Raw genomic sequence first — 20,880 nt, forward strand, 5'->3', positions numbered from 1 at the left:
CAATCATCGGCACCGGCATTACCAGTGGCTCCACATCCTCTTCGCAGTTGCGAAATTTTCATAATAGCCTTGTGGCACTACGGTTATAGTAAGGACGCGGTCCGACACGACGACCGGCCGATAAACGTGAGGAAGCGACGCCATGACAGAACTCAGCCCGCAATCCCCAAAGACCGACCGCGCCACCGTCGCGACGAAGGCGACGGAACCGCGCCCGGTCCATCCGATGATGGCGGTTCCGCCGACCTCCGAGCCCTTCACGGCCCCCTTCCCCATCTTCACCGAATCGACCGACCGCCTGATGCACGCCCTTCAGGGCCGTTTCACCATGGCCATGTCCCCGGCCTCGTTGATGCTGGCCTATCTGGACTGGCAGGTGCACCTCGCCAACTCGCCGGGCAAGATGGGCGAACTGGCTCAAAACGCGCTGTCCAAGGCGCTGCCGCTCAGCCGCTACGCCCTCGATTCGTTGATGGGACGCACCGACCCGGACCCGTTCGTGCCACTGGCCCAGGATTCCCGCTTCGCCAGCCCGGAATGGCAGCGTTTCCCCTACAACGTGATGTCCCAGGCGTTCCTCTATACCGAACAATGGTGGCATTACGCCACCACTGGCGTCCGTGGCGTCGGCAAGCATCGCCAGCAGGTGGTCAGCTTCGCCGCCCGGCAGTTGCTCGACATGGTCTCGCCGTCCAACTGTCCGTGGCTGAATCCTGACGTCCTCAAGGTGACGGCAGAGCAAGGCGGCCAGAATCTGGTGCGCGGCTGGCAGAATTTCTGCGACGACATGACGCGCAACCTGACGGGACGCGACTATTCCGCCGACGACACCTACGCGGTGGGCAAGGGCGTGGCGGTCACGCCGGGCAAGGTGGTGTTCCGCAACCGCCTGATCGAGCTGATCCAATACGCGCCGGCCACCCCCGACGTCCACGCCGAACCGATCCTGATCGTGCCGGCCTGGATCATGAAGTACTACATCCTGGACCTGTCGCCCCACAATTCCATGGTCAAGTGGCTGGTGTCCAAGGGCCACACCGTGTTCATGATCTCGTGGAAGAACCCAGGCCCCGAAGACCGCGACATGGGCATGGCCGACTACCGCCGCCAGGGCGTCATGGCGGCGATCGATGCCATCAACGCCATCGTTCCGGGGCAGAAGGTGCACGCCGCCGGCTATTGCCTGGGCGGCACGCTGCTGTCCATCGCCGCCGCCGCCATGGCGCGCGAGGGTGACGAACGGCTGGCCAGCGTCACGCTTCTGGCGGCGCAGACCGATTTCGAGGACGCCGGCGAGATCATGCTGTTCGTCGATGAAAGCCAGGTCACCTATCTGGAAGACGTCATGTGGGACCAGGGCTACCTGGATGCCAAGCAAATGTCCGGCGCCTTCCAATTGCTGCGCAGCAACGATCTGGTGTGGTCGCGCATGGTTCGCCAGTACTTCCTGGGCCAGACCGACCACGCCAACGACCTGATGGCGTGGAACGCCGACGCCACCCGCATGCCCTACAAGATGCATTCGGAATACCTGCGCCGGCTGTTCCTCAACAACATGCTGTCCAAAGGACGCTACACGGTCGAGGGACGCCCCATCGCCCTGACCGACATCCGCGCCCCCATCTGCGCCGTCGGCACCACCAAGGACCATGTGGCGCCGTGGAAGTCGGTGTACAAGATCGGCATCCTCACCGACACCGATTCGACCTTCATCCTGTGCAATGGCGGCCACAACGCCGGCATCGTGTCGGAACCGGGGCACAAGCACCGTTCCTATCAGATCGCCACCCGCACCGACGCCGACAAGTACGTCGATCCCGACACCTGGGCGGCGCTGACCCCCAAGCACGAGGGATCGTGGTGGGAGGCGTGGCAGGAGTGGCTGGTGTCCAATTCCACCGGCAAGACCCAACCGCCGGCCATGGGCGCCGCCGAGCGCGGCTATCCGGCGGTGGCCGACGCGCCGGGCCTTTACGTGCTGATGCCGTAACCGGGAATTAACCTTTGCCGTGCGTCAATGGGGCCGGACTCCCATCCACCAAGGATCCGGCCCCATGGCTAACGATACCATGGTCGGCGACAAGCCGACCGAAGCCGTCTACGGCGTCGATGTGGAATGCATCGCCGTTCTGGGCACCGCCAACTTGCCCATCGCCCAATTGCTGAAGCTGGGCCGCGGCGCCGTGGTGGAACTGGACCGCAAGGTCAGCGACCCGGTGGACCTTTACGTCAACCGCAAGCACATCGCCAAGGCCGAGGTCGTGGTGGTCGAAGACCATCTGGCCGTCACCATCACCGAAGTCCTGAAACGCGCCGCCGATTGATCTTCACGGATCGGTCATTGATTTAACGCGGCCAGCCGCTAGGCTGTCCGGCGTATCCGTTCGTCATCACCAAGGGGAGCCGCCACCATGAAGTTCTTTCTCGACACCGCCGAAATCTCCGAGATCAAGGCGTTGGCCGACACCGGACTGGTGGACGGCGTCACCACCAACCCGTCGCTGATCGCCAAGTCGGGCCGCAACATCCTGGATGTGGTGTGCGAGATTTGCGACCTGATCCCCGGCCCGGTTTCGGCCGAAGTCGCCGCCACCGATTTCGAGACCATGCTCGAGGAAGGCCGCAAGCTGGCGGCCTTGCGTCCCAACGTCGCCGTCAAGGTGCCGCTGACCCCCGACGGCCTCAGGGCGTGCAAGGTGCTGTCCGATGAAGGTCGGCTGGTCAACGTCACGCTTTGTTTTTCGGCCAATCAGGCGATCCTGGCGGCCAAGGCCGGCGCCGCCTTCGTCTCGCCCTTCGTCGGCCGTCTCGACGACATCGGCCAGGACGGCATGCAGTTGATTTCCGACATCGTCGAAATCTTCGCCCAATACCCCGACTTCACCACCGACGTTCTGGTGGCCAGCGTGCGCAGCCCCATGCACGTCACCGACGCCGCCCGCCTGGGCGCCCATGTGGTGACCATGCCCCCGGCCATCCTGCGCCAGATGTACAACCATCCCCTGACCGACAAGGGGCTGGCCGCTTTCATCGCCGACTGGGCCAAGACCGGCCAAAGCATCCTCTGATCCCAACGAACAAAAAAGGGCGGCATTCCGTTACGGGTACCGCCCTTTTTCTTTGTCTGGAAACCCTGTCCGGCGGAACGCATATGCGAATTTCAAGATACTTGCATATGCATGAATATGGCCGCAGGAGCGTCTCAAACGCAAAATCGTTTCAATTAACCGCCAAAATTTGAAATTGCAACAGATAAGTTCGCCCTAGGCAGCCGCATCCTTCGCACTTCCGTAATGGACACCCATAGCCATAGGGTTGAAGCACCCAAAGGGTTTCATTGAAGCGAGGCAACGGATGTATCGGGACCGGATCGGGTTGAAGTCGCTGTGGGGCAAGGTTGTCGGCGCCGAAGAGGCGGCTTTGCTGATCAAGGATGGCATGACTGTCGGCATGAGCGGCTTCACCCGCTCGGGCGACGCCAAGGTCGTGCCGATGGCGTTGGCTGAACGCGCGTCCGAAGCGCCCATGAAGATCACGCTGCTGACCGGCGCGTCCTTGGGCTCGGACATCGACAAGACCCTGGCCGAGGCCAAGCTCCTGTCCCGCCGCATCCCCTTCCAGGCCGATCCGGTGCTGCGCAAGGCGATCAACGCCGGCGAAGTGATGTTCGTCGACCAGCACCTGTCCGAAACGGTGGAAATGCTGCGTTCGCGCCAACTGCCGCCGGTTGACGTGGCGGTGATCGAGGCGGTCGCCATCACCGATGAAGGCGGGATCATCCCCACCAGCTCGATCGGCAACTCGGCGACCTTCGCCATGCTGGCGGAAAAGATCATCGTCGAGATCAATATCCACCAGAGCCTGGATCTGGTCGGCCTGCACGACGTCTACATCCCGACGCGGCGTCCGCACCGTGAGGCGATCCCGCTGACCAATCCGCAGGACCGCATCGGCCTGCCCTATATTCCGGTCGACCCGTCGCGCATTGCCGCCATCGTGGTCACCGAGAAGATGGACAGCTTCGCCACCATCACTCCGCCGGACGAGGAAACCAACGCCATCGCCAGCCATCTCGTCGACTTCTTCCGTCACGAGGTCAAGCTGGGCCGCCTGTCCACCAGCCTGCAACCGCTTCAGGCCGGCATCGGCTCGATCGCCAACGCAGTGCTGCACGGCTTCATCGACAGCCCGTTTCATGACCTCAAGATGTATTCCGAGGTGTTGCAGGATTCGACCTTCGAGCTGTTCGACGCCGACAAGTTGAAGTTCGCTTCCGGTTCGGCGCTGTCGCTGTCCGAACCCTGCGCCCGCAACTTCTTCAGCAACGTGAAGAAGTACAAGGACCGTCTGGTGCTGCGTCCGCAGGAAATCTCGAACCACCCCGAGGTCATCCGCCGCCTGGGCCTGATCGGCATCAACACCGCGTTGGAAGCCGACATCTACGGCAACGTCAACTCGACCCACGTCAACGGCACCATGATGATGAACGGCATCGGCGGTTCCGGCGATTTCGCCCGCAACTGCTACCTGTCGGTGTTCGTCACCAAGTCGGTGGCCAAGGGCGGCAAGATCAGCTCGATCGTTCCCATGGTCACCCACGTCGATCATTGCGAACACGACGTCGACCTGATCGTCACCGAACAGGGGCTGGCCGATCTGCGCGGTCTGGCGCCGCGCGAACGCGCCAAGGTGGTGGTCGAGAACTGCGTCCACCCGGCCTACAAGGACATGATGCGCGATTATGTCGCCGAAGCCACGGCGCGCGGCGGCCATACCCCGCATTGCCTGGAAAAGGTGTTCTCGTGGCATCTGGCCGCCCAGCAACATGGCGACATGCGCAAGGTCGGCCAAGTGGTCAAGAAGGCCGCCGCCGAATAACGGCACCTGCGTAGAAAACGCCCCCCGGACCCCGGTCCGGGGGGCGTTTTTCGTTTCGGCCCTGCCCCCGCGCCGCAATGCGGCGTTGATCGGTTCAGATCAACGCGATTTGGTATAGCGCGTGGACATACCAGTCCGTGCTTTTTTACAGGCTGACATTTCACCATGGCCTCACTATATACCGTCCGGACGGTACAGTACCGTCCAGACGGTACAGCCAGCCCACGGGAAGCCATGTCGGAACCAACGCTTTCTACCCGCGACAGAATCATCGACACCGCCATGGACATCGTCCGCGACCAAGGCGTGGTCAAGCTGACGCTGGACGAGGCGGCCAAGTGCGCAGGCCTGTCCAAGGGCGGTGTGCTTTACCACTTCAAGACCAAGGACGAACTGATCCGCGGCATGCTCGAGGCCATGATCCTTCAGCACGAAGAAATTCAACTGGCCTATTACCAGCGCGAGCCCGAAGGCCCCTATCGTTGGGTCCGGGCCGTCGTGCGCACCGCCTACGATTCCGATGGCCTTGCCAAGGACCGGGTGGCCGCCGCCCTGATGGCGCTGGTCGCCGTCAATCCTGAATTACAAAAGACCATACAGGCCCATTACGAGAAATGGATCGCCCGTATCCGTGCCGACAGCCCCAACCAGATGTTGGCCGAGCTGATCTGCATGGCCATGGACGGCCAATACTTCGAAAGCATCCTGGGTCTTGAACTATGCGACACCACCGAGCGCGAGCAGATGCAGGCTTACCTGCTCGACCTCTTGAAGCGAGAAGACGGAGCCCTTCGATGAATACCAAGCGCATGGTCGTCATGCTGGCCGTCAGCGGCGTCGTCTTCGGCGGCGTGTTCGGCTTCGTCCAGTTCAAGAACATGATGATCAAGGACTATTTCGCCAACCTGCCCAAGCCGGTGATCACCGTGACCGCCCAACCGGCGGCGACCGAGAAATGGCAGCGCACGGTGCCGGCGGTGGGCACGCTTCAGGCGGTGAACGGCGTCGACATCTCGTCCTCGGTGGCCGGATTGATCAAGGAAATCGCCTTCCAGTCCGGGCAAAGGGTAAAGAAGGGAGACCGGTTGCTCCGCCTCGACGCCGATGTCGAACAAACAGATCTGCATTCAGCCCAGGCCGACGCAGAGTTGGCCCGCATTTCGGCGAAGCGGCAACGAACCTTGGTGCGCACCGATACGGTGAGCCAGGCGGCCGTGGACAAGACCGAAGCCGAACTGAAGGTCAAGGAAGCCAAGGTCGCCGGCATCCGCGCCACTATCGAGAAAAAAACGGTGTTCGCCCCCTTCGACGGCGTTCTGGGCGTGCGCAAGGTCGATCTGGGGCAATACCTCCAGCCGGGACAAGCCATCGTCAACCTTCAGGACCTTTCGGTCATGCTGGCCGACTTCACCGTGTCGCAAAAGGATCTGGCGGCGCTCGAGGTCGGCGCGGCCCTGGCCATGACCACCGACGCCTGGCCCGAACGCACGTTCGACGGCAGCATTTCGGCGGTGGAGCCCAAGGTGGACGAAAAAACCGGCATGGTCATGGTCCAGGGACGTTTCCCCAACCCTGATGGCATCCTGCGCCCCGGCATGTTCGCCCGCATCGAGGTGGTGCGCCCGTCACAGGCCGACGTGGTCACCGTCCCCATCAACGCCGTTTCCTACAACCTGCACGGCGACAGCGTGTTCGTGGTCCGCGATGGCACCGACGGCAAGGAAGCGGTGCGCACCTTCGTCAAGGTGGGGGAACGCCGCGACGGCAAGGTGGCGGTGCTCAGCGGCCTGAGCACCGGCGACGTGGTGGTGACCTCGGGTCAGGTCAAGCTGGAAACCGGTTCCTTGGTGGACATCCGCGCCGACGACCCGCTCAGGGCCGACGCCAGCCAGCTTGCCCAGCCGCCGGCCAAGACCGAATAGGGACCGCGCCTATGTTCGACATCTTCATCAAACGGCCAGTGCTGGCCAGCGTGGTCAGCCTGTTGATCCTGTTCATCGGCTTGCGCGCCTTCATGATGTTGCCGGTACGGCAATATCCCGAAATGAAGAACACGGTGATCACCATCACCACCACCTTCCCCGGCGCCGATTCCGACTTGATCCAGGGCTTCATCACCCAGCCGATCCAAAAGGCGGTGGCCACCGCCTCGGGGCTCGACTACCTGACGTCGAAGTCGCTTCAGGGCATGAGCGAGATCAAGGCCTATGTGCGGCTGAACGAAGACCCCGACGCAGCCATGACCGAGGTCATGAGCAAGGTCAACGAGGTGCGTTCCGTGCTGCCGCGCGGCATCAACGATCCGATCATCAAGAAGGAAACGGGCCAGACCTTCGCTTCGGCCTATCTCGCCTTCTCGTCGGACCGCATGAGCCAGCAACAGATCACCGATTACGTTACCCGCGTGGTCCAACCCAAGCTGTCGGCGGTGTCGGGTGTCGCCAACCCGGAACTTTACGGCGGCCAGAAATTTTCCATGCGGGTATGGCTTGACCCGGAAAAGCTGGCTCAATTCGGCCTGAGCACCGACGACGTGCGCAGCGCGCTGACCGCCAACAACTACACCTCGGCCGCCGGATCGACCAAGGGGACCTTCGACACCGTCACCACCCAGGCCGACACCGACCTCAAGTCGGTGGACGAATTCAAGCAATTGGTGGTGAAGAACGTCGGCGCCCGCCTGATCCGCCTCGAAGACATCGCCGAGGTCAGCCTGGGCGCCGAAAACGACGACATGAGCGTGTTCGCCAGCGGTCAGCGCGCCATCTTCATCGGTGTCTACACCACCCCCGAGGCCAATCCCCTGACGGTGATCCGCGAGATACGTGAACGCGCCTTGCCCGACATCGTCAGCCAGTTGCCGCCCGGCCTGACCGCCAAGATCGCCTACGATTCCACCATCTTCATCGAAGCCGCCATCGAGGAAGTGGCCAAAACCATCGTCGAAGCGGCGATCATCGTCATGGTGGTGATCTACCTGTTCATGGGCAGCCTGCGTTCGGTGGCCATTCCGGTGATCACGGTGCCGCTGTCGTTGATCGGCGTCGGATTGTTCCTGATCGCCCTGGGCTTCTCCATCAACCTGTTGACGCTGTTGGCCATGGTGTTGGCCATCGGCTTGGTGGTGGACGACGCCATCGTGGTGGTCGAGAACGTCCACCGCCACATCGAAGAGGGCTTGAGTCCATTCCAGGCCGCCATCGTGGGAACACGCGAAATCGCCGGCCCGGTCATCTCGATGACCATCACGCTGGCCGCCGTCTACGCCCCCATCGCCTTCATGGGCGGGCTGACCGGCGCATTGTTCAAGGAATTCGCGTTGACCCTGGCCGGTTCGGTGATCATTTCCGGCGTCATCGCGCTGACGCTGTCCCCCATGATGTCGTCGCTGATCCTCAAGCACGATGCCGACCGCAAGGGGCTGTCGGCGCGTATCGACGCTACTTTCGACCGGGTGCGCGGGATTTACGAACGTTGGCTGAACGCGTCGTTGCATGACCGTCCGACCACGTTGATGTTCGCCGTGATCGCCTTGGTCAGTCTGCCGTTCCTGTTCCTGGCGGTGCCCACCGAGCTGGCGCCCGAGGAAGACCAGGGCGTGGTGTTCACCGCCTTCAACGGTCCGGCCTCGGCCAACACCGAGTTCATGGAAGTGTTCAGCCATGAAATCGACACCAAACTGCGCACCCAGTTCCCCGAGATCGAGGATTCGTTCCTGATCAACGGCGTCGGGTCCATGAGCAATGGTTTCGGCGGTCTGGTGCTGAAATCGTGGGACGAGCGCAAGCGTCAGGCCAAGGAACTGACCGCCGCGTTCCAAACGACCTTGGACACGGTGTCGGGCGTCAAGGCCTCGGCCTTCCCGCCGCCGGCCCTGCCCGGCGTCGATGGCTTGCCGGTACAGTTCGTGATCTCGACCATCGCCGACTACAAGCAACTCGAGGAAGTCCAGGCCGAGTTGATGAAGCGGGCCACCGCTTCCGGCATGTTCGCCTTTATCGACGCCGACCTGAAATATGAAAGCCCGCAGACCAAGGTGGTCATCGACCGCGACAAGGCGGCGGCCTATGGCATCACGCTGCAACAGATCGGCGACGCCCTGGCGACCATGACCGGCGGTAATTACGTCAACCTGATCAACCTTCAGGGCCGGTCGTATCAGGTGATCCCGCAGGTGCCGCGCGAATACCGCCTGGACCCGCAGCAATTGGGGCGTTTCCACGTCCGCGCCTCGGACGGTGCCGCCATTCCGCTATCGTCCCTGGTGTCGCTGGCGCATGCGGTGCAGCCGGTGTCGCTCAACCAGTTCAACCAGTTGAACGCGGTCACCATCTCCGCCTTCCCCATGCCGGGCGTCACCTTGGGGCAGGCCCTGACCTTCCTTGACGACACCGCACGCCAAGTCCTGCCCCAGGGCTATACCGTCGATTACGCCGACCAGTCGCGCCAGTACATCCAGGAAGGCAACGCGCTGGTGCTCACCTTCGTCTTCGCGCTGGTCATCATCTTCCTGGTGTTGGCGGCTCAGTTCGAAAGCTTCCGCGATCCGCTGGTGATCATGGTCTCGGTGCCGCTGTCCATCTGCGGCGCGCTGATCCCGCTGGCGCTCGGCGTCGCCACCATGAACATCTATACCCAGGTGGGATTGGTGACGCTGATCGGCCTGATCACCAAGCACGGCATCCTGATCTGCGAAGTGGCGCGCGAACGCCAGGAACAGGAAGGGTTGGACCGCATGGCGGCGGTCAAGGTGGCGGCGGGCCTGCGGCTTCGCCCCATCCTGATGACCACGGCGGCCATGGTCACCGGCCTGATTCCGCTGTTGATGGCCAGTGGCGCCGGCGCCGCCAGCCGGTTCTCGATCGCCGTGGTGATCGTCGCCGGCATGAGCATCGGCACGCTGTTCACCTTGTTCGTGCTGCCGGTGATCTACACCTTCCTGGCCTCGGACCGACGCAAGCCGACCCGCGAAGAGATGGACGGCAAGAAGCACAAACCCCTGGAACCGGCCGAAGCCGGCGAATAGCGACAAAAACGGCCGGGAACGTTCCCCGGCCGTTTTTTTTATTTCCCGGCCGACTGGACAACGCCCGCGGCCGCCCCCATGTCCGATTAGATGCATAGAGGCATCAACGCCATGGTTGCCTGTCCCCCTTTCCGCTGGAAAGGGGGACTTTTGTTCGGATCAGTGGCTGGTGCCGCTGGAATAGGTGATCTTGTTCCAGACGTTGTATTTACCGATGGGCGCGCTCATGGGCAGGCGCTTGACCTCGGCGAAGCTGTCGGCGTCCATCACCAGCACGGCCCCGTCCTTTTCCGACAACGACACCAGAGCACGCTTGCCGTCGCGGGTGAACTCCACATGCCGGGTCAGATGGCCGGGGACCGGGCGGATGGTCCGCACGATTTCCAGCGTCCGGGTGTCGATGATCTGAAGCGCGTCCTTTTCCGGCCCCATGGACACGTCCACCCAGGCATAGGGGGTGTTCTCGTGCCCCCGCATGAAGAAACCCGGCCCCAGGGTGGGAATACGCTTGACCGTTTCCCAGGTAGTCATGTCGATGACGCTGACCACCGCCTCCTTCAGATGCGGCGTCGCCATCATCATGCGCCCATCCTTGTGGAAGACGATGCCCGAGCCCAGATGCGGCATCCCCGACAAGTCGAGATCGGCCACCTTGCGCTTGAGGTCGAGATCGACCACCAGCCCCTTGCCGCCGCCCCGCGCCGCGCCCATCACCCGTTCGTAGCCGGGATCGAAAAAGAAATCGTCCATGAAATCGGGCACACGGATCCGCAACGCCTGAAAGCGACCTTGGGCGGACACGCCTTCTTCCAAGCCCTTTTCGTGGGAATGGGCCAGACCGTTGATCACCGGCCCGGCGTCGTCGGCATAGGGAATTTCCCAAATTTCCTGCAAGTCGCGCAGGGCGACCACGAAGGAATGCCTGGGCGGCGCGGTATAGACCGCCGACACCCGGCTGGTCTTGCCGTCCCCGGCCACCGGCATCACCTGAAGCGGCGTCAGGTCGCCGGCGTCAAGCGCCACCAGGGTATGGGGCAGGACGTTGCCGACCATGAGGAAGCGGCCATCGTCCGACACCGCCACGTTGCGGGTGTTGATGCCGGCGCGGATTTCCGCCATCAACTTGCCCGTCCACATGTCCACCTTGGACACCCAGCCATCGCGCGAGGCGAAATAGACGAAACGGCCGTCTGGCGAATACTTGGCACCGCCATGCAGGGCGAAACGGCTTTGAAAGCGGTAAAGCGGCGCCATGCGGTCACCATCGACGATGCTGACGTGATGGTCGCCGCCTTCGACGACGGTGAACAGGTTCAAGGGATCGGATTTGAACGGCGGAGCCTTGGGCAGGCTGGCCGGATCGGTCACCACCAGGTGGCTGGCCTTGATTTCGGCCATGCCCCAGGCCGGCACCTCGGGCAACGGCGTCATGACGTATTTGGCCAAAGCCTTGATCTGGCCCTCGCTCAGACGATCACGAAATCCTTCCATCTGGGTGGCGGCGCGGCCATCGGCGATCACCGTCTCGGTCTCTCCGGGCTTGATGCGCCCCAAATTCTCGGGCAACAACGCCGGCCCGATGGCCCCCAGCCGGTCGCCGCCATGGCAGGCGGCGCAATGTTGGGTGTAAAGCCGCTCGACCTCCGGCTCGGCCCAGGCCGGCGCGGCGGCGGTCACGGTCAAGGCCAGGACGGCAAGGGCGGCGGCCTTCATGCGGCGATCTCCGCGTCGGTGAGGTAACAGCCGGGATCCTCGCCCCAGCGGTCATCATGAATGCGTTCGGCCCGGACCCGGCTGTTGCCGTTGCACAAGGCCAGATGGGCACACGAGCCGCAGCGCCCCGAAAGCCTGCGCGGAAATTGCTTGAGCCCGGCCATCAGCGGGTTGGACAGGTCGCTCCAGATGGCCGAGAACGGCCGCTGGCGCACGTTGCCCAGGCGTTCGTGCCACCACATGGTGTCCGGGTGAACCCAGCCCAGGTTGTCGATGTTGGCGACGTTGCGGCCCGAAGCGTTGCCCCCCCATTGCGCCAGTTTGGCGCGGACGTGCCCGGCGCGTTCGGGCCGGCGGTTTTCCACCCATTTCAGGAAATAGGCGCCATCGGCGTCGTTGTTGCCGGTGACGAACTCGACCTCGGGCATGCGACTGGCGGCGTCGAACAGACTGTCCATGGCACGGCGCGTCATGCGGTGATGGGCGTCTTCCTCGCGGTTGGCGTTGCCGCGGCCGGCATAGTTGAGGTGCGAGAAATAGAACTTTCCCACCCCCATCTCGCGCGCAAGGTACAGCACGTCGGGCAGATGATGGGCGTTGTCGCGGGTCATGGTGAAGCGCAACCCCACCTTGACCCTACGTGCGACACATCGCCTGATGCCGCCCAAGGCTTCGGCGAAGGCGCCGGGCCGGCCGCGAAAGGTGTCGTGCACCGCACCGATGCCGTCCACCGAGATTCCCACATAGTCGAAACCGGCACCGCCAATCCGGTCCGCCATGGCGTCATCGACCAGGGTTCCGTTGGTGGACAGCGCCACGCTGGGGAAACCCAGGGACTTGGCCTCGGCAGCGATCTCGAACAGGTCGGAACGCAACAGCGGTTCGCCCCCCGACAGAATCAGCGCCGGCACGCCAAAACCGTGCAAATCGGCCATCACCGTCTTGATCTCGTCCGTGTTCAACTCGCCGCTGAAATCCTTGTCGGTGCTGCCGGAATAGCAATGTCGGCATAACAGGTTGCAACGCCGCACAAGGTTCCAGATCACCACCGGCCCCTTGGGATCGCGGCGCGGCGCCACCGCCGAGGGAACATCCAACTCGCGCAGGAACTGGCTCAGCCGGAACATGGTGTCCCTCCCCCTTGTTGCCGGCCCAACCGAAGACCGGTCTTTTTCAGGATGCGGGTGGAAAACAAGACGCGATGACCGCGCGCCAACGGCCCCAGCGCCGTCGCCAGCCGCTCCACCAACGCGGTCGCGGCGGCTTCGTCACGGGCATGGATCATGGCGAAGATGTTGTAGGGCCAATCGGGCAACAGCCGTGGCCGCTGATAACAATGGCTGACGACACCCGTCGCGCAAAGCCGCCGCCCCGCCTCTTCCACATGGTCGTCGGCGACGTCCCACACGGTCATGCCGTTGAAGCGGTAGCCCAGGGCGTAATGATTGGGGACCACGCCGATCCGACGCACGACGCCGTCTTGTTGCATGGCGTCAAGGCGGGCGATCACCACCTCGGCCGACAGGCCCAAGGCGTCGGCGACCGCGCCGTAAGGATCGGCCACCAGCGGCAGGCCACCTTGGGTGGCGATGACGATGGCGCGGTCGATGTCGTCCAGCTTCGTCATGCCTCGAACCTCAACTGGACCAGGAACTCGCGCTGCTTGGGCATGTCGTGCACCGAAATCCCGGTCCGCGCCGCGATTTCGGCCAAGACCTCGTCCACCCGGACACGGCTTTCGGCGGCGACCACGAACCACATGTTGAAGCTGTGGTCGCGGGCGTAATTGTGGGCGACTTCATCGAAGGCGTTGACCAGTTCGGCCACCTCGTCGAAACGCTCTTCTGGCACCACCATGGCCGCCAGGGTGTTGTGCCCCCCGAAACGGTCGGCGTTGAACATCGGGCCGAAACGGCTCAGGACACCGCTCTCCCGCAGCTTTCGAATGCGGCCGATCAATTCGGCCTCGCTCAGGCCCAACGGCGCCGCCGCGTCGGCGAACGGCCGCCGGGTCAGCGGAAAACCGCCCTGAAGCGCATTGACGATACGGCGGTCGATGTCATCCATGGTCATTCCGCCGCCGTCTTGGGGATATAACGGGCGCCGCATTGCTTGAAGCGGCGGGTGCTGAACAACGCCTCGTGCGGGTAATGGGAGACCCCCTCACGCATCGCCAGCGCCGCCAGACTGGCTTCGACCTCGGCACGGTCACGACCATGGATCATGGTGAACAGACAATAGGGCCAACCGGGCAGCCGGCGCGGCCGGCGATAGCACAGCGAGACCTCGGGACACGCCCCCAGCCGCCGGCCGATTTCGGCGATTTCGTCGTCGGGCACGTCCCACACCACCATGGCGTTGGCTTTGTAACCCAATTCGTGGTGACGGACGATGACGCCCAAACGGCGGATGATCCCGGCCTGCCGCAACGCCCGCAAGCGCTCGACCACCTCGTTCTCGTCCATGCCGATGGCGCGGCCCAGGACGTAATAGGGCCGGCTGTCCAGCGCCAGACCGCCACACAACGCGGAAATCAGGTTCAAATCGCGGTCATTCAGTTCCATCGCAGGCCAAACCCCAGGTCGATGTGGAACTGTTCGACCATGGGCAGGTCAAGAACGTCGAGGCCGGTACGGCGGGCGATGTCGTCCAGAACCGCCTGGACCTCGTCACGGCCGGTGGCGGCGACCACGAACCACAGGTTCAGACGGTGGTCGCGCTGGTAATTGTGGTTGACCTCGGCGTAGCCGGAGACCATCTCGGCCACATGCTCCAGCCAGTCGGGCGGCACGGCCATGGCCGCCAAGGTGGAGTGGCCCACCGCATGCGGGCGGATCACCGCCCCGACACGGCTGACAGTCCCCTTTTGCCGCAAGCGTTCCAGACGGGACAGAACCTCGCTCTCGGCGATGCCCAGACGCTTCGCCATGGCGGCATAGGGGCGCGGGTCGAGCGGAAAGTCATGCTGGAAGTCGTCCAGCAAATGGCGGTCGATGGCATCGAGCTGAGCCATGGTCACAACCCGATGCGATGGGCGCGGGCGGTGAAGAAGATGCCCGACGGCTTGGACGCCGGCAGCTCCGCCACCTGTTCCAGGGTTTCGGTGTCCCACACCGTGACGTGGTCGGCGTCGCGCGACGACAACCACACCCGTTCGCCGCGCGGGGTGAATTCCATGTGCAGCACCCCCGGCCCCGGCTCGATGGTCTTGACCACGCTGAGGCTGGGCACGTCGATCACCTGGACCTTGCCGTTGTCGGGCAAGGCGAAATTGACCCACATCTGACGGCCATCGGGGCGCAGCATGGCGAAGACCGGTTGGCCCGCCACCGCGATACGGCCAACCTCACGCCAGGTGGTGGTGTCCACCACCAACACCTCGTGACGGCCGATGGCCGGCAGGAACGCCTGTGTCCCCGAGGCGGCCCAACCTTCCAGATGCGGCATCTTGTAGACCGGCAGCGGTTGCTGTCCCTTGCCGTAATGGTCGAGGATGCGCCGAACCCCGGCCTCGGGGTTCCACAAATCCACCATGGCGATGCCGTCCTCGCCGAACAGGCCGGCCATGTAATAACGGCCGTCCTCGGTCACCAGCGCGTCATAGGGCTGTTTGCCGATCCCGGTGAACTTGCGGATGGCCGGCTTTTTCGGGTCCTTGAGGTCGGCCAGCCAGATCTCGCCCGAATCGTAGAGGGAAAAGACGAAGCGGTTGCCCGGCGCGTCCTCAAGCCCCACCACCTTGCTGGTCTGGCCGTCGGCACCCAAGGCCGGGATGTCGGCCACCATCTCCAGCGTGTCGGTATCGAACACCCGGACACCGCCAGGGGTGTAATTGGCCACCGCCACCAACCGCCCGTCCTGGGAAATGGCTCCACCGATGGAATTGCCCGACTGCATCACCCGCCCGACCACCCGGCCCGACAGCATGTCCACCTTGCTGAGGCCGCCGTCACGGCCGAACACGAAGGCGTATCGTTCGTCGCGGGAATAAACCACCGAAGCGTGGGAAAGGTCGCCCAAGCCAGAAACACGCGACAGCCGGGTGTTGTGGCTGGTCTCGACCAGTTGCAGCGCGCCGTCGGCGCGTTCCACCACCAGGCCAAGGTCGCCGGTAGCGCGCATGGGCGCCTCGGCACAAGCTGAAAGCGCAACCAAAGCGGCCACGACGGCAAGGCGCTTCATGGCATTTCTCCCTTGAGGTGGTGAACGATCCACAGGGCGTCGTCTTCCGACAGCAACGCCCGCCAGGGCGGCATGGGGGTGCCGGGCCGGCCATCCAGAATGGTGGCGACCAGGGCTTCGTCGCCGATACCGGCCAGGTTCTCGGCCAGAAGCGGCGAGCCCAGCCCCCCCTTGCGGGTCATGCCGTGACAGGACCCGCAATCCTGGGTCACCAGGGCCCGCAACTGCTCTTGGCGGGCTGGTGCAGGAATTGGGGCGGCGCTGACGGACGCCGCCCCCAGCGCCGTCGCTCCGACCAGGAACAGGCCTGGGATGACGGCGGCTTTCATTGCGCGGCCTCGTGCACCAGGGACCGCAATTGGGGAAGCGTGACATGGGCGACCACTTGGCCGATGACCAGAAGCGACGGCGGCTGCGGTCGCCACGCCGCCATGTCGGCGGCAAGCCCGTCCAAGGTGGAATAAAACGTGCGCTGATAGGGCGTGGTGCCCCGTTCGATCAGCGCAACGGGCGTCTCGCCGGCGAGCCCCGCGCCCCGTAGGCCGCCGGCGAGACGCTCCGCGCTTGCCACCCCCATGTACACCACCAGGGTGCAGCGGGGATCGGCGAGCGAAGTCCAATCCAAATCCAGGTCGCGGTCGTCCATGCGATGACCGGTGACCAAACGCACGCTTTCCGCCACGCCACGCTGGGTCAGCGGAATACCGGCGCTGGCGGCGCAGCCGGCGGCGGCGGTGATGCCCGGCACCACCTCGAACGGCACGCCGGCGGCGGCCAACGCCTGGGCTTCCTCGCCACCACGGCCGAAAATGAACGGATCGCCGCCCTTGAGCCGCACCACGTCGTGGCCGGCCAACGCCAGATCCACCAACAATCGGTTGATCTCGTCCTGCGGCAGCGAATGCCGCCCGGTCTGTTTGCCTACGTCCACCCGCATGGCGTCGGGGGGGACCATGTCCAGCACCGCCTCGCCCACCAGCCGGTCGAACACCACCAGTCGCGCCCCGGCGATCAGACGGGCCGCCCGCAACGTCAGCAATTCCGGGTCACCGGGACCCGCCCCCACCAACGCCACCTTGCCGCGATTCGTCATGGCAGCTTCCCCCTTCAGTTCGCCACCTCGACCATTCCCATCATGTCGGGATGGGGACCGCATCGGATCGGGAACCGGCCCGGCCGGTCGAAACGAAAGCGGAAGCTTTCGCCGGGAAAAAGCCGCTCCGATTCCGACTGTCCCTCGACGATCACCGAATGGCTGGTGCGCTTTTCCGCATTCAGCCACTCGACCACCGTTCCCGGCCGCACCGTCACCGTCCTGGGCTGGAACTGGTACTTGTCGATCACGACCTGCACCACCTCGTCGCCCCAGGCGGGCGCCGCCAACAGGGAGAACAGCGCCGTCGCGACCTTGATGCGGTTCATGGCGTGTCCTCCCCTTCCTGGCTGCGGCCTATTGCTTGACCGCCTTGATCTCGCCATCGGCGCCCAGCCCCAGCCGCATGTCCAGGGACACGTGGTGGAAGCGGCCCCAGGCGTGGTCGTCATGGATGGCGAAGCCGACGGTGTAGGTCTTGCCCGCCTGCAACACATGGTCGCCGGGCTGACCGGAATTGAGTTTCCGGGTCATGGTCACCACCCAGGTATCGCCTTCCCTCTTGCCTTCGAACTTGGCCCCCGCGTCCTGCTTCAGCACGCGCTCGGCCAGCACGTAGCCATCCTCGGAAACGCCGCCCTTGCCGCTCTTGTAGCGGGCGAGATCGAGGAACTTGCCTTCCTTCAGCATGGCGTCCAGTTCGGCCTGGGGCTTGAGCTTGTCCCAGCCACCGCGCGGCTCGTCCTTGATCGAGACGCTGGTGCGCGATTCGGGGATGTACTTGGTAACGAAGCCATCCTTTTTCGGCGCGCTCGGCATGTCGCGGGCATCGGCGTGGCACGAGCTCCAGCATCCGGCGCGGTCGGCGTTGGGCACCGAACCGTCGTCGATCATCATCGCCAGCTTGATCTCGTTGTCGGGGTCCATCTTGCCGCCCGGCGCATTGGGAGCGGCGTTGTGCGGGCCGGCCGGGAACTCGAACCGCATGTAAAGGTTCTCGGCGTCGAAAGCCGCCTTGATCTTGAGCGGGATCGAGCCGCGCTTGCCGGGAATGACGGTCGGCTCGATCTTCTGGCCGGTGACCATCTTCTTGCCCATGTCGGCGGCTTCCTCGGCATGGCAGTCCGAGCACTTGTCCCCCTTCTTGGTGAAGGAGCGGGCGCCGCCATGGTCGGTTCCGGTCTGGATCCATTCGAACGAGGCCTGGCCGGGATAAAACAGCACCGCCTTGGCCTCGGGCAGCTTGGACCAATCGACGGCCTTGCCGGCGGCCCAGGCCGAGCCCATGCCCAGCATCAGCGCGCAAGAGGCGGCGCCCAGGGTGGTGAACAGGGAACGCTTGCTCATCGTCCTCACTCCTCGTCTTCTTCAAGGCCCTGGTGGACCGGCTTGTGGGCAATGCCCTTGTGGCAGTCGATACAGGTCATGCCGTCTTCCTGGGCGTTCTCGTGCTGCTTGCGCGCCCGTTGCTTCTGCTTTTCCGGGTCCATCTGGTCGAAGGCGTGGCAGTTGCGGCATTCGCGGGAATCGCTGGCCTTCATGCGCGCCCATTCGCGCTTGGCCATCTCCAGACGGTTGGCGTCGAATTTCTCGGGGGTGGAAACGGTGCCGACGATCTTGTGGTAAAGCTCGTTCGAGGCCTGGATCTTGCGCAGGATCTTGTGCGTCCAGTCCTTGGGCACGTGGCAATCGGGACAGGCGGCCCGCACGCCGGAACGATTCGTGTAATGTATGGTTTTCTTATATTCCTGATAGACGTTGTCGCGCATCTCGTGGCAGGAAATACAGAAATCAAGGGTATTCGTGGCTTCCATGCCTGTATTGAAGGCACCCCAGAAAACAATTCCCCCTACGAAAAGGATAGAGGCCCCGACCAGGGTCGCTCCCAGGATCCGCATCCTGAACAGACGTGACAGCAAGGATTGGTTGGACGCCATTGCCTTCCCCCGAAGGGCTCCTCTCTCGTGTTTTTCCCGAGGCTTAGCACGAAGACCCGGCAAACGGATTTGACGTTGGACAACCGGAACAGGCCTGTCCGGCACGATGTGGCGGCACCCTATCGCGACGAAGGCAGGCGCTTTTGTGACCTTGGTCAATTTGCGTTACGTTGTGCAGCGCGGTAGTTTTCCGCACGGGGACTTTTCCGGTCCACTATTTGACTTTGGTTAAAGAGGCCCCCTTCCCGCCCCTTCATCCTCACGATCATTCGAAGCGCTGGGTCCCTTGGGGGGAATTCCGGCACCCGAACATTGTGGAGGTAGAGGATGTGGAAGGGACTCAAAGCCGCGCTGTTGGCGTCGGTGCTGCCCATGGCGGTCGGCACCGCCTTCGCTGACGAGCCGTCGCTAGGCAAGGACGCCAAGGACGCCAGCGCCAAGATCTATTTCGAACGCTGCGCCGGTTGTCACGGTGTGCTGCGCAAGGGCGCGACCGGCAAGAACCTGGAGCCGGAGAACACCCGCAAGCTGGGTCAGAACCGTCTGGAAAAGATCATCACCAACGGTACCGACGGCGGCATGGTCAATTTCGACGACATCCTGAGCAAGGATGAGATCAAGAACATCGCCACCTACATCCAGATGACCCCCGACACGCCGCCGGAATGGGGCATGAAGGAGCTGACCGCCAGTTGGAAGGTAGTGGTGCCGCCCGAGAAGCGTCCGACCAAGCAGATGAACAAGATCAATCTGCAAAACGTCTTCTCCGTCACCTTGCGCGATTCGGGCGAGGTCGCCCTGATCGACGGCGACACCAAGAAGATCGTCAACATCGTCAAGACCGGCTATGCCGTGCACATCTCGCGCCTGTCGGCGTCGGGCCGCTATGTCTACGTCATCGGCCGCGACGGCAAGCTGGACATGATCGACCTGTGGATGGAAAAGCCGGCGGTGGTGGCCACCATCAAGACCGGTCTGGATGCCCGTTCTGTCGACACCTCGAAGTTCAAGGGATTCGAGGACAAGTACGCGGTCGCCGGCTCGTACTGGCCGCCGCAATACGTGATCATGGACGGCCAGACCCTGGAACCGTTGAAGGTGGTTTCGACCCGCGGCATCACCGTGGACGGCCAGTACCATCCCGAGCCGCGCGTGGCGTCCATCGTTTCCTCGGTGATCAAGCCCGAATGGGTCATCAACATCAAGGAAACCGGCCAGATCAAGCTGGTGGATTATTCCGACATCAAGAACCTGAAGGAAACCACCATCGAATCCGCCAAGTTCCTGCATGACGGCGGCTGGGATTCGACCAAGCGTTACTTCCTGGTCGCCGCCAACGCCTCGAACAAGGTGGCGGTCGTCGACACCAAGGAAGGCAAGCTGGCCGCGCTGGTGGACACCAAGGCCAAGCCCCATCCGGGCCGCGGCGCCAATTTCGTCCATCCCAAGTTCGGCCCCGTCTGGGCCACCTCGCACCTGGGCGCCGACGTGATCACCCTGATCGGCACCGACCCGGAAAAGCACCCGGAATACGCCTGGAAGGTGGTCGCCGAACTGAAGAACCACGGTTCGGGCTCGCTGTTCGTCAAGACCCACCCCAACTCCAACCACCTGTGGGCCGACGCGCCGCTGATGCCGGAAAAGGAATCGGCTGAATCGGTGACGGTGTTCGACATCGACAATCTGGACAAGGGACCGCAGGTCATCAACGTCGCCGCCATGGCCGGCCTGCCCGATTCCAAGTCGGTCAAGCGCGTGGTCCAGGCCGAGTACAACGAGGCCGGCGACGAGGTCTGGTACTCCATCTGGGCCGGCAAGACCGAACCCTCGGCCATCGTGGTCATCGACGACAAGACCCTGAAGCCCAAGGCGGTGATCAAGGACCCCAAGCTGATCACCCCGACCGGCAAGTTCAACGTGCACAACACCCAGCACGACATTTATTGATAACCCCACCTCGTGCCTTGTCAGCCCCGGAAGCAACGTCTTCCGGGGCTTTTTTTTCGACGCCTGACCAAAGTCAAGGGCGTGCGGGCGCGCCCGCGCGACCC

General features: G+C 63.6%; 20 protein-coding genes. 8 read left to right on the forward strand and 12 right to left on the reverse strand.

Annotated features, from left to right (window positions below):
* The first annotated feature begins 142 nt into the window (after nucleotides 1-142).
* From G4223_RS05515 to G4223_RS05545, 7 genes are all read left to right on the forward strand, one after another.
* The gene (locus G4223_RS05515) at nucleotides 143-1,990 is read left to right on the forward strand and encodes a PHA/PHB synthase family protein (protein ID WP_241003968.1); all 1,848 of its coding nucleotides are present in this window, start codon (nucleotides 143-145) and stop codon (nucleotides 1,988-1,990) included.
* 64 nt (nucleotides 1,991-2,054) lie between these two features.
* The gene (locus G4223_RS05520; RefSeq protein WP_163676166.1) at nucleotides 2,055-2,324 is read left to right on the forward strand and encodes a FliM/FliN family flagellar motor switch protein; all 270 of its coding nucleotides are present in this window, start codon (nucleotides 2,055-2,057) and stop codon (nucleotides 2,322-2,324) included.
* Nucleotides 2,325-2,411: 87 nt separating this feature from the next.
* Nucleotides 2,412-3,068, forward strand: a complete 657-nt coding sequence (gene fsa, locus G4223_RS05525) for a fructose-6-phosphate aldolase (protein WP_163676169.1) — start codon at nucleotides 2,412-2,414, stop codon at nucleotides 3,066-3,068.
* A 286-nt stretch (nucleotides 3,069-3,354) separates the two neighbouring features.
* Nucleotides 3,355-4,878, forward strand: coding sequence for an acetyl-CoA hydrolase/transferase family protein (locus tag G4223_RS05530; RefSeq protein ID WP_163676172.1), 1,524 nt, complete (start codon nucleotides 3,355-3,357; stop codon nucleotides 4,876-4,878).
* A gap of 234 nt (nucleotides 4,879-5,112) precedes the next feature.
* A complete protein-coding gene (locus tag G4223_RS05535; RefSeq protein ID WP_163676175.1) occupies nucleotides 5,113-5,676 on the forward strand; it encodes a TetR/AcrR family transcriptional regulator in 564 nt (187 codons plus the stop codon).
* A complete protein-coding gene (locus G4223_RS05540; RefSeq protein ID WP_163676177.1) occupies nucleotides 5,673-6,800 on the forward strand; it encodes an efflux RND transporter periplasmic adaptor subunit in 1,128 nt (375 codons plus the stop codon). Before G4223_RS05535 ends, G4223_RS05540 begins: the two co-directional genes overlap by 4 nt.
* A gap of 11 nt (nucleotides 6,801-6,811) precedes the next feature.
* Nucleotides 6,812-9,904 carry an efflux RND transporter permease subunit gene (locus tag G4223_RS05545; RefSeq protein ID WP_163676181.1) on the forward strand — a complete coding sequence of 1,031 codons (3,093 nt, stop codon included), beginning with the start codon at nucleotides 6,812-6,814 and terminating at the stop codon, nucleotides 9,902-9,904.
* 159 nt (nucleotides 9,905-10,063) lie between these two features.
* Here G4223_RS05545 and G4223_RS05550 read toward each other — a convergent pair whose 3' ends face one another.
* The 12 genes from G4223_RS05550 to G4223_RS05605 are packed head-to-tail and all read right to left on the reverse strand — an operon-like array spanning nucleotide 10,064 to nucleotide 18,706.
* Nucleotides 10,064-11,617, reverse strand: a complete 1,554-nt coding sequence (locus tag G4223_RS05550) for a cytochrome D1 domain-containing protein (protein WP_163676183.1) — start codon at nucleotides 11,615-11,617, stop codon at nucleotides 10,064-10,066.
* Complete coding sequence (gene nirJ / locus G4223_RS05555; RefSeq protein WP_163676186.1) at nucleotides 11,614-12,744, reverse strand: heme d1 biosynthesis radical SAM protein NirJ; 1,131 nt, start codon at nucleotides 12,742-12,744, stop codon at nucleotides 11,614-11,616. The genes G4223_RS05550 and nirJ overlap by 4 nt, the downstream gene beginning before the upstream one ends.
* Nucleotides 12,732-13,244 carry a siroheme decarboxylase subunit beta gene (gene ahbB / locus G4223_RS05560; protein WP_163676189.1) on the reverse strand — a complete coding sequence of 171 codons (513 nt, stop codon included), beginning with the start codon at nucleotides 13,242-13,244 and terminating at the stop codon, nucleotides 12,732-12,734. Before ahbB (G4223_RS05560) ends, nirJ begins: the two co-directional genes overlap by 13 nt.
* On the reverse strand, nucleotides 13,241-13,684 hold the full coding sequence (locus tag G4223_RS05565; RefSeq protein ID WP_163676191.1) for an Lrp/AsnC family transcriptional regulator: 444 nt from the start codon (nucleotides 13,682-13,684) through the stop codon (nucleotides 13,241-13,243). Before G4223_RS05565 ends, ahbB (G4223_RS05560) begins: the two co-directional genes overlap by 4 nt.
* Nucleotides 13,685-13,686: 2 nt before the next feature.
* Entirely contained in the window at nucleotides 13,687-14,181 is a 495-nt protein-coding gene (ahbB, locus tag G4223_RS05570; RefSeq protein ID WP_163676194.1) for a siroheme decarboxylase subunit beta, read from the reverse strand.
* Nucleotides 14,172-14,630 carry an AsnC family transcriptional regulator gene (locus G4223_RS05575; protein WP_163676197.1) on the reverse strand — a complete coding sequence of 153 codons (459 nt, stop codon included), beginning with the start codon at nucleotides 14,628-14,630 and terminating at the stop codon, nucleotides 14,172-14,174. Before G4223_RS05575 ends, ahbB (G4223_RS05570) begins: the two co-directional genes overlap by 10 nt.
* 2 nt (nucleotides 14,631-14,632) lie before the next feature.
* Nucleotides 14,633-15,799, reverse strand: coding sequence for a cytochrome D1 domain-containing protein (locus tag G4223_RS05580; protein ID WP_163676200.1), 1,167 nt, complete (start codon nucleotides 15,797-15,799; stop codon nucleotides 14,633-14,635).
* Entirely contained in the window at nucleotides 15,796-16,128 is a 333-nt protein-coding gene (locus G4223_RS05585) for a c-type cytochrome (protein ID WP_163676205.1), read from the reverse strand. The genes G4223_RS05580 and G4223_RS05585 overlap by 4 nt, the downstream gene beginning before the upstream one ends.
* Nucleotides 16,125-16,892, reverse strand: coding sequence for a uroporphyrinogen-III C-methyltransferase (gene cobA, locus G4223_RS05590; protein WP_163676208.1), 768 nt, complete (start codon nucleotides 16,890-16,892; stop codon nucleotides 16,125-16,127). Before cobA ends, G4223_RS05585 begins: the two co-directional genes overlap by 4 nt.
* Before the next feature lie 14 nt (nucleotides 16,893-16,906).
* Nucleotides 16,907-17,221: a cupredoxin domain-containing protein gene (locus tag G4223_RS05595; protein WP_163676211.1), complete on the reverse strand. Its 315-nt coding sequence runs from the start codon at nucleotides 17,219-17,221 to the stop codon at nucleotides 16,907-16,909.
* A gap of 28 nt (nucleotides 17,222-17,249) precedes the next feature.
* On the reverse strand, nucleotides 17,250-18,239 hold the full coding sequence (locus G4223_RS05600; RefSeq protein ID WP_163676214.1) for an ethylbenzene dehydrogenase-related protein: 990 nt from the start codon (nucleotides 18,237-18,239) through the stop codon (nucleotides 17,250-17,252).
* A gap of 5 nt (nucleotides 18,240-18,244) precedes the next feature.
* Entirely contained in the window at nucleotides 18,245-18,706 is a 462-nt protein-coding gene (locus G4223_RS05605; RefSeq protein ID WP_338086823.1) for a NapC/NirT family cytochrome c, read from the reverse strand.
* 450 nt (nucleotides 18,707-19,156) lie between these two features.
* Here G4223_RS05605 and G4223_RS05610 point away from each other — a divergent pair, with 450 nt between their 5' ends.
* Complete coding sequence (locus G4223_RS05610; protein ID WP_163676222.1) at nucleotides 19,157-20,776, forward strand: cytochrome D1 domain-containing protein; 1,620 nt, start codon at nucleotides 19,157-19,159, stop codon at nucleotides 20,774-20,776.
* The last annotated feature ends 104 nt before the right edge of the window (nucleotides 20,777-20,880 follow it).

The sequence above is a fragment of the Magnetospirillum aberrantis SpK genome, from assembly GCF_011022235.1.
Taxonomy (GTDB): domain Bacteria; phylum Pseudomonadota; class Alphaproteobacteria; order Rhodospirillales; family Magnetospirillaceae; genus Magnetospirillum; species Magnetospirillum aberrantis.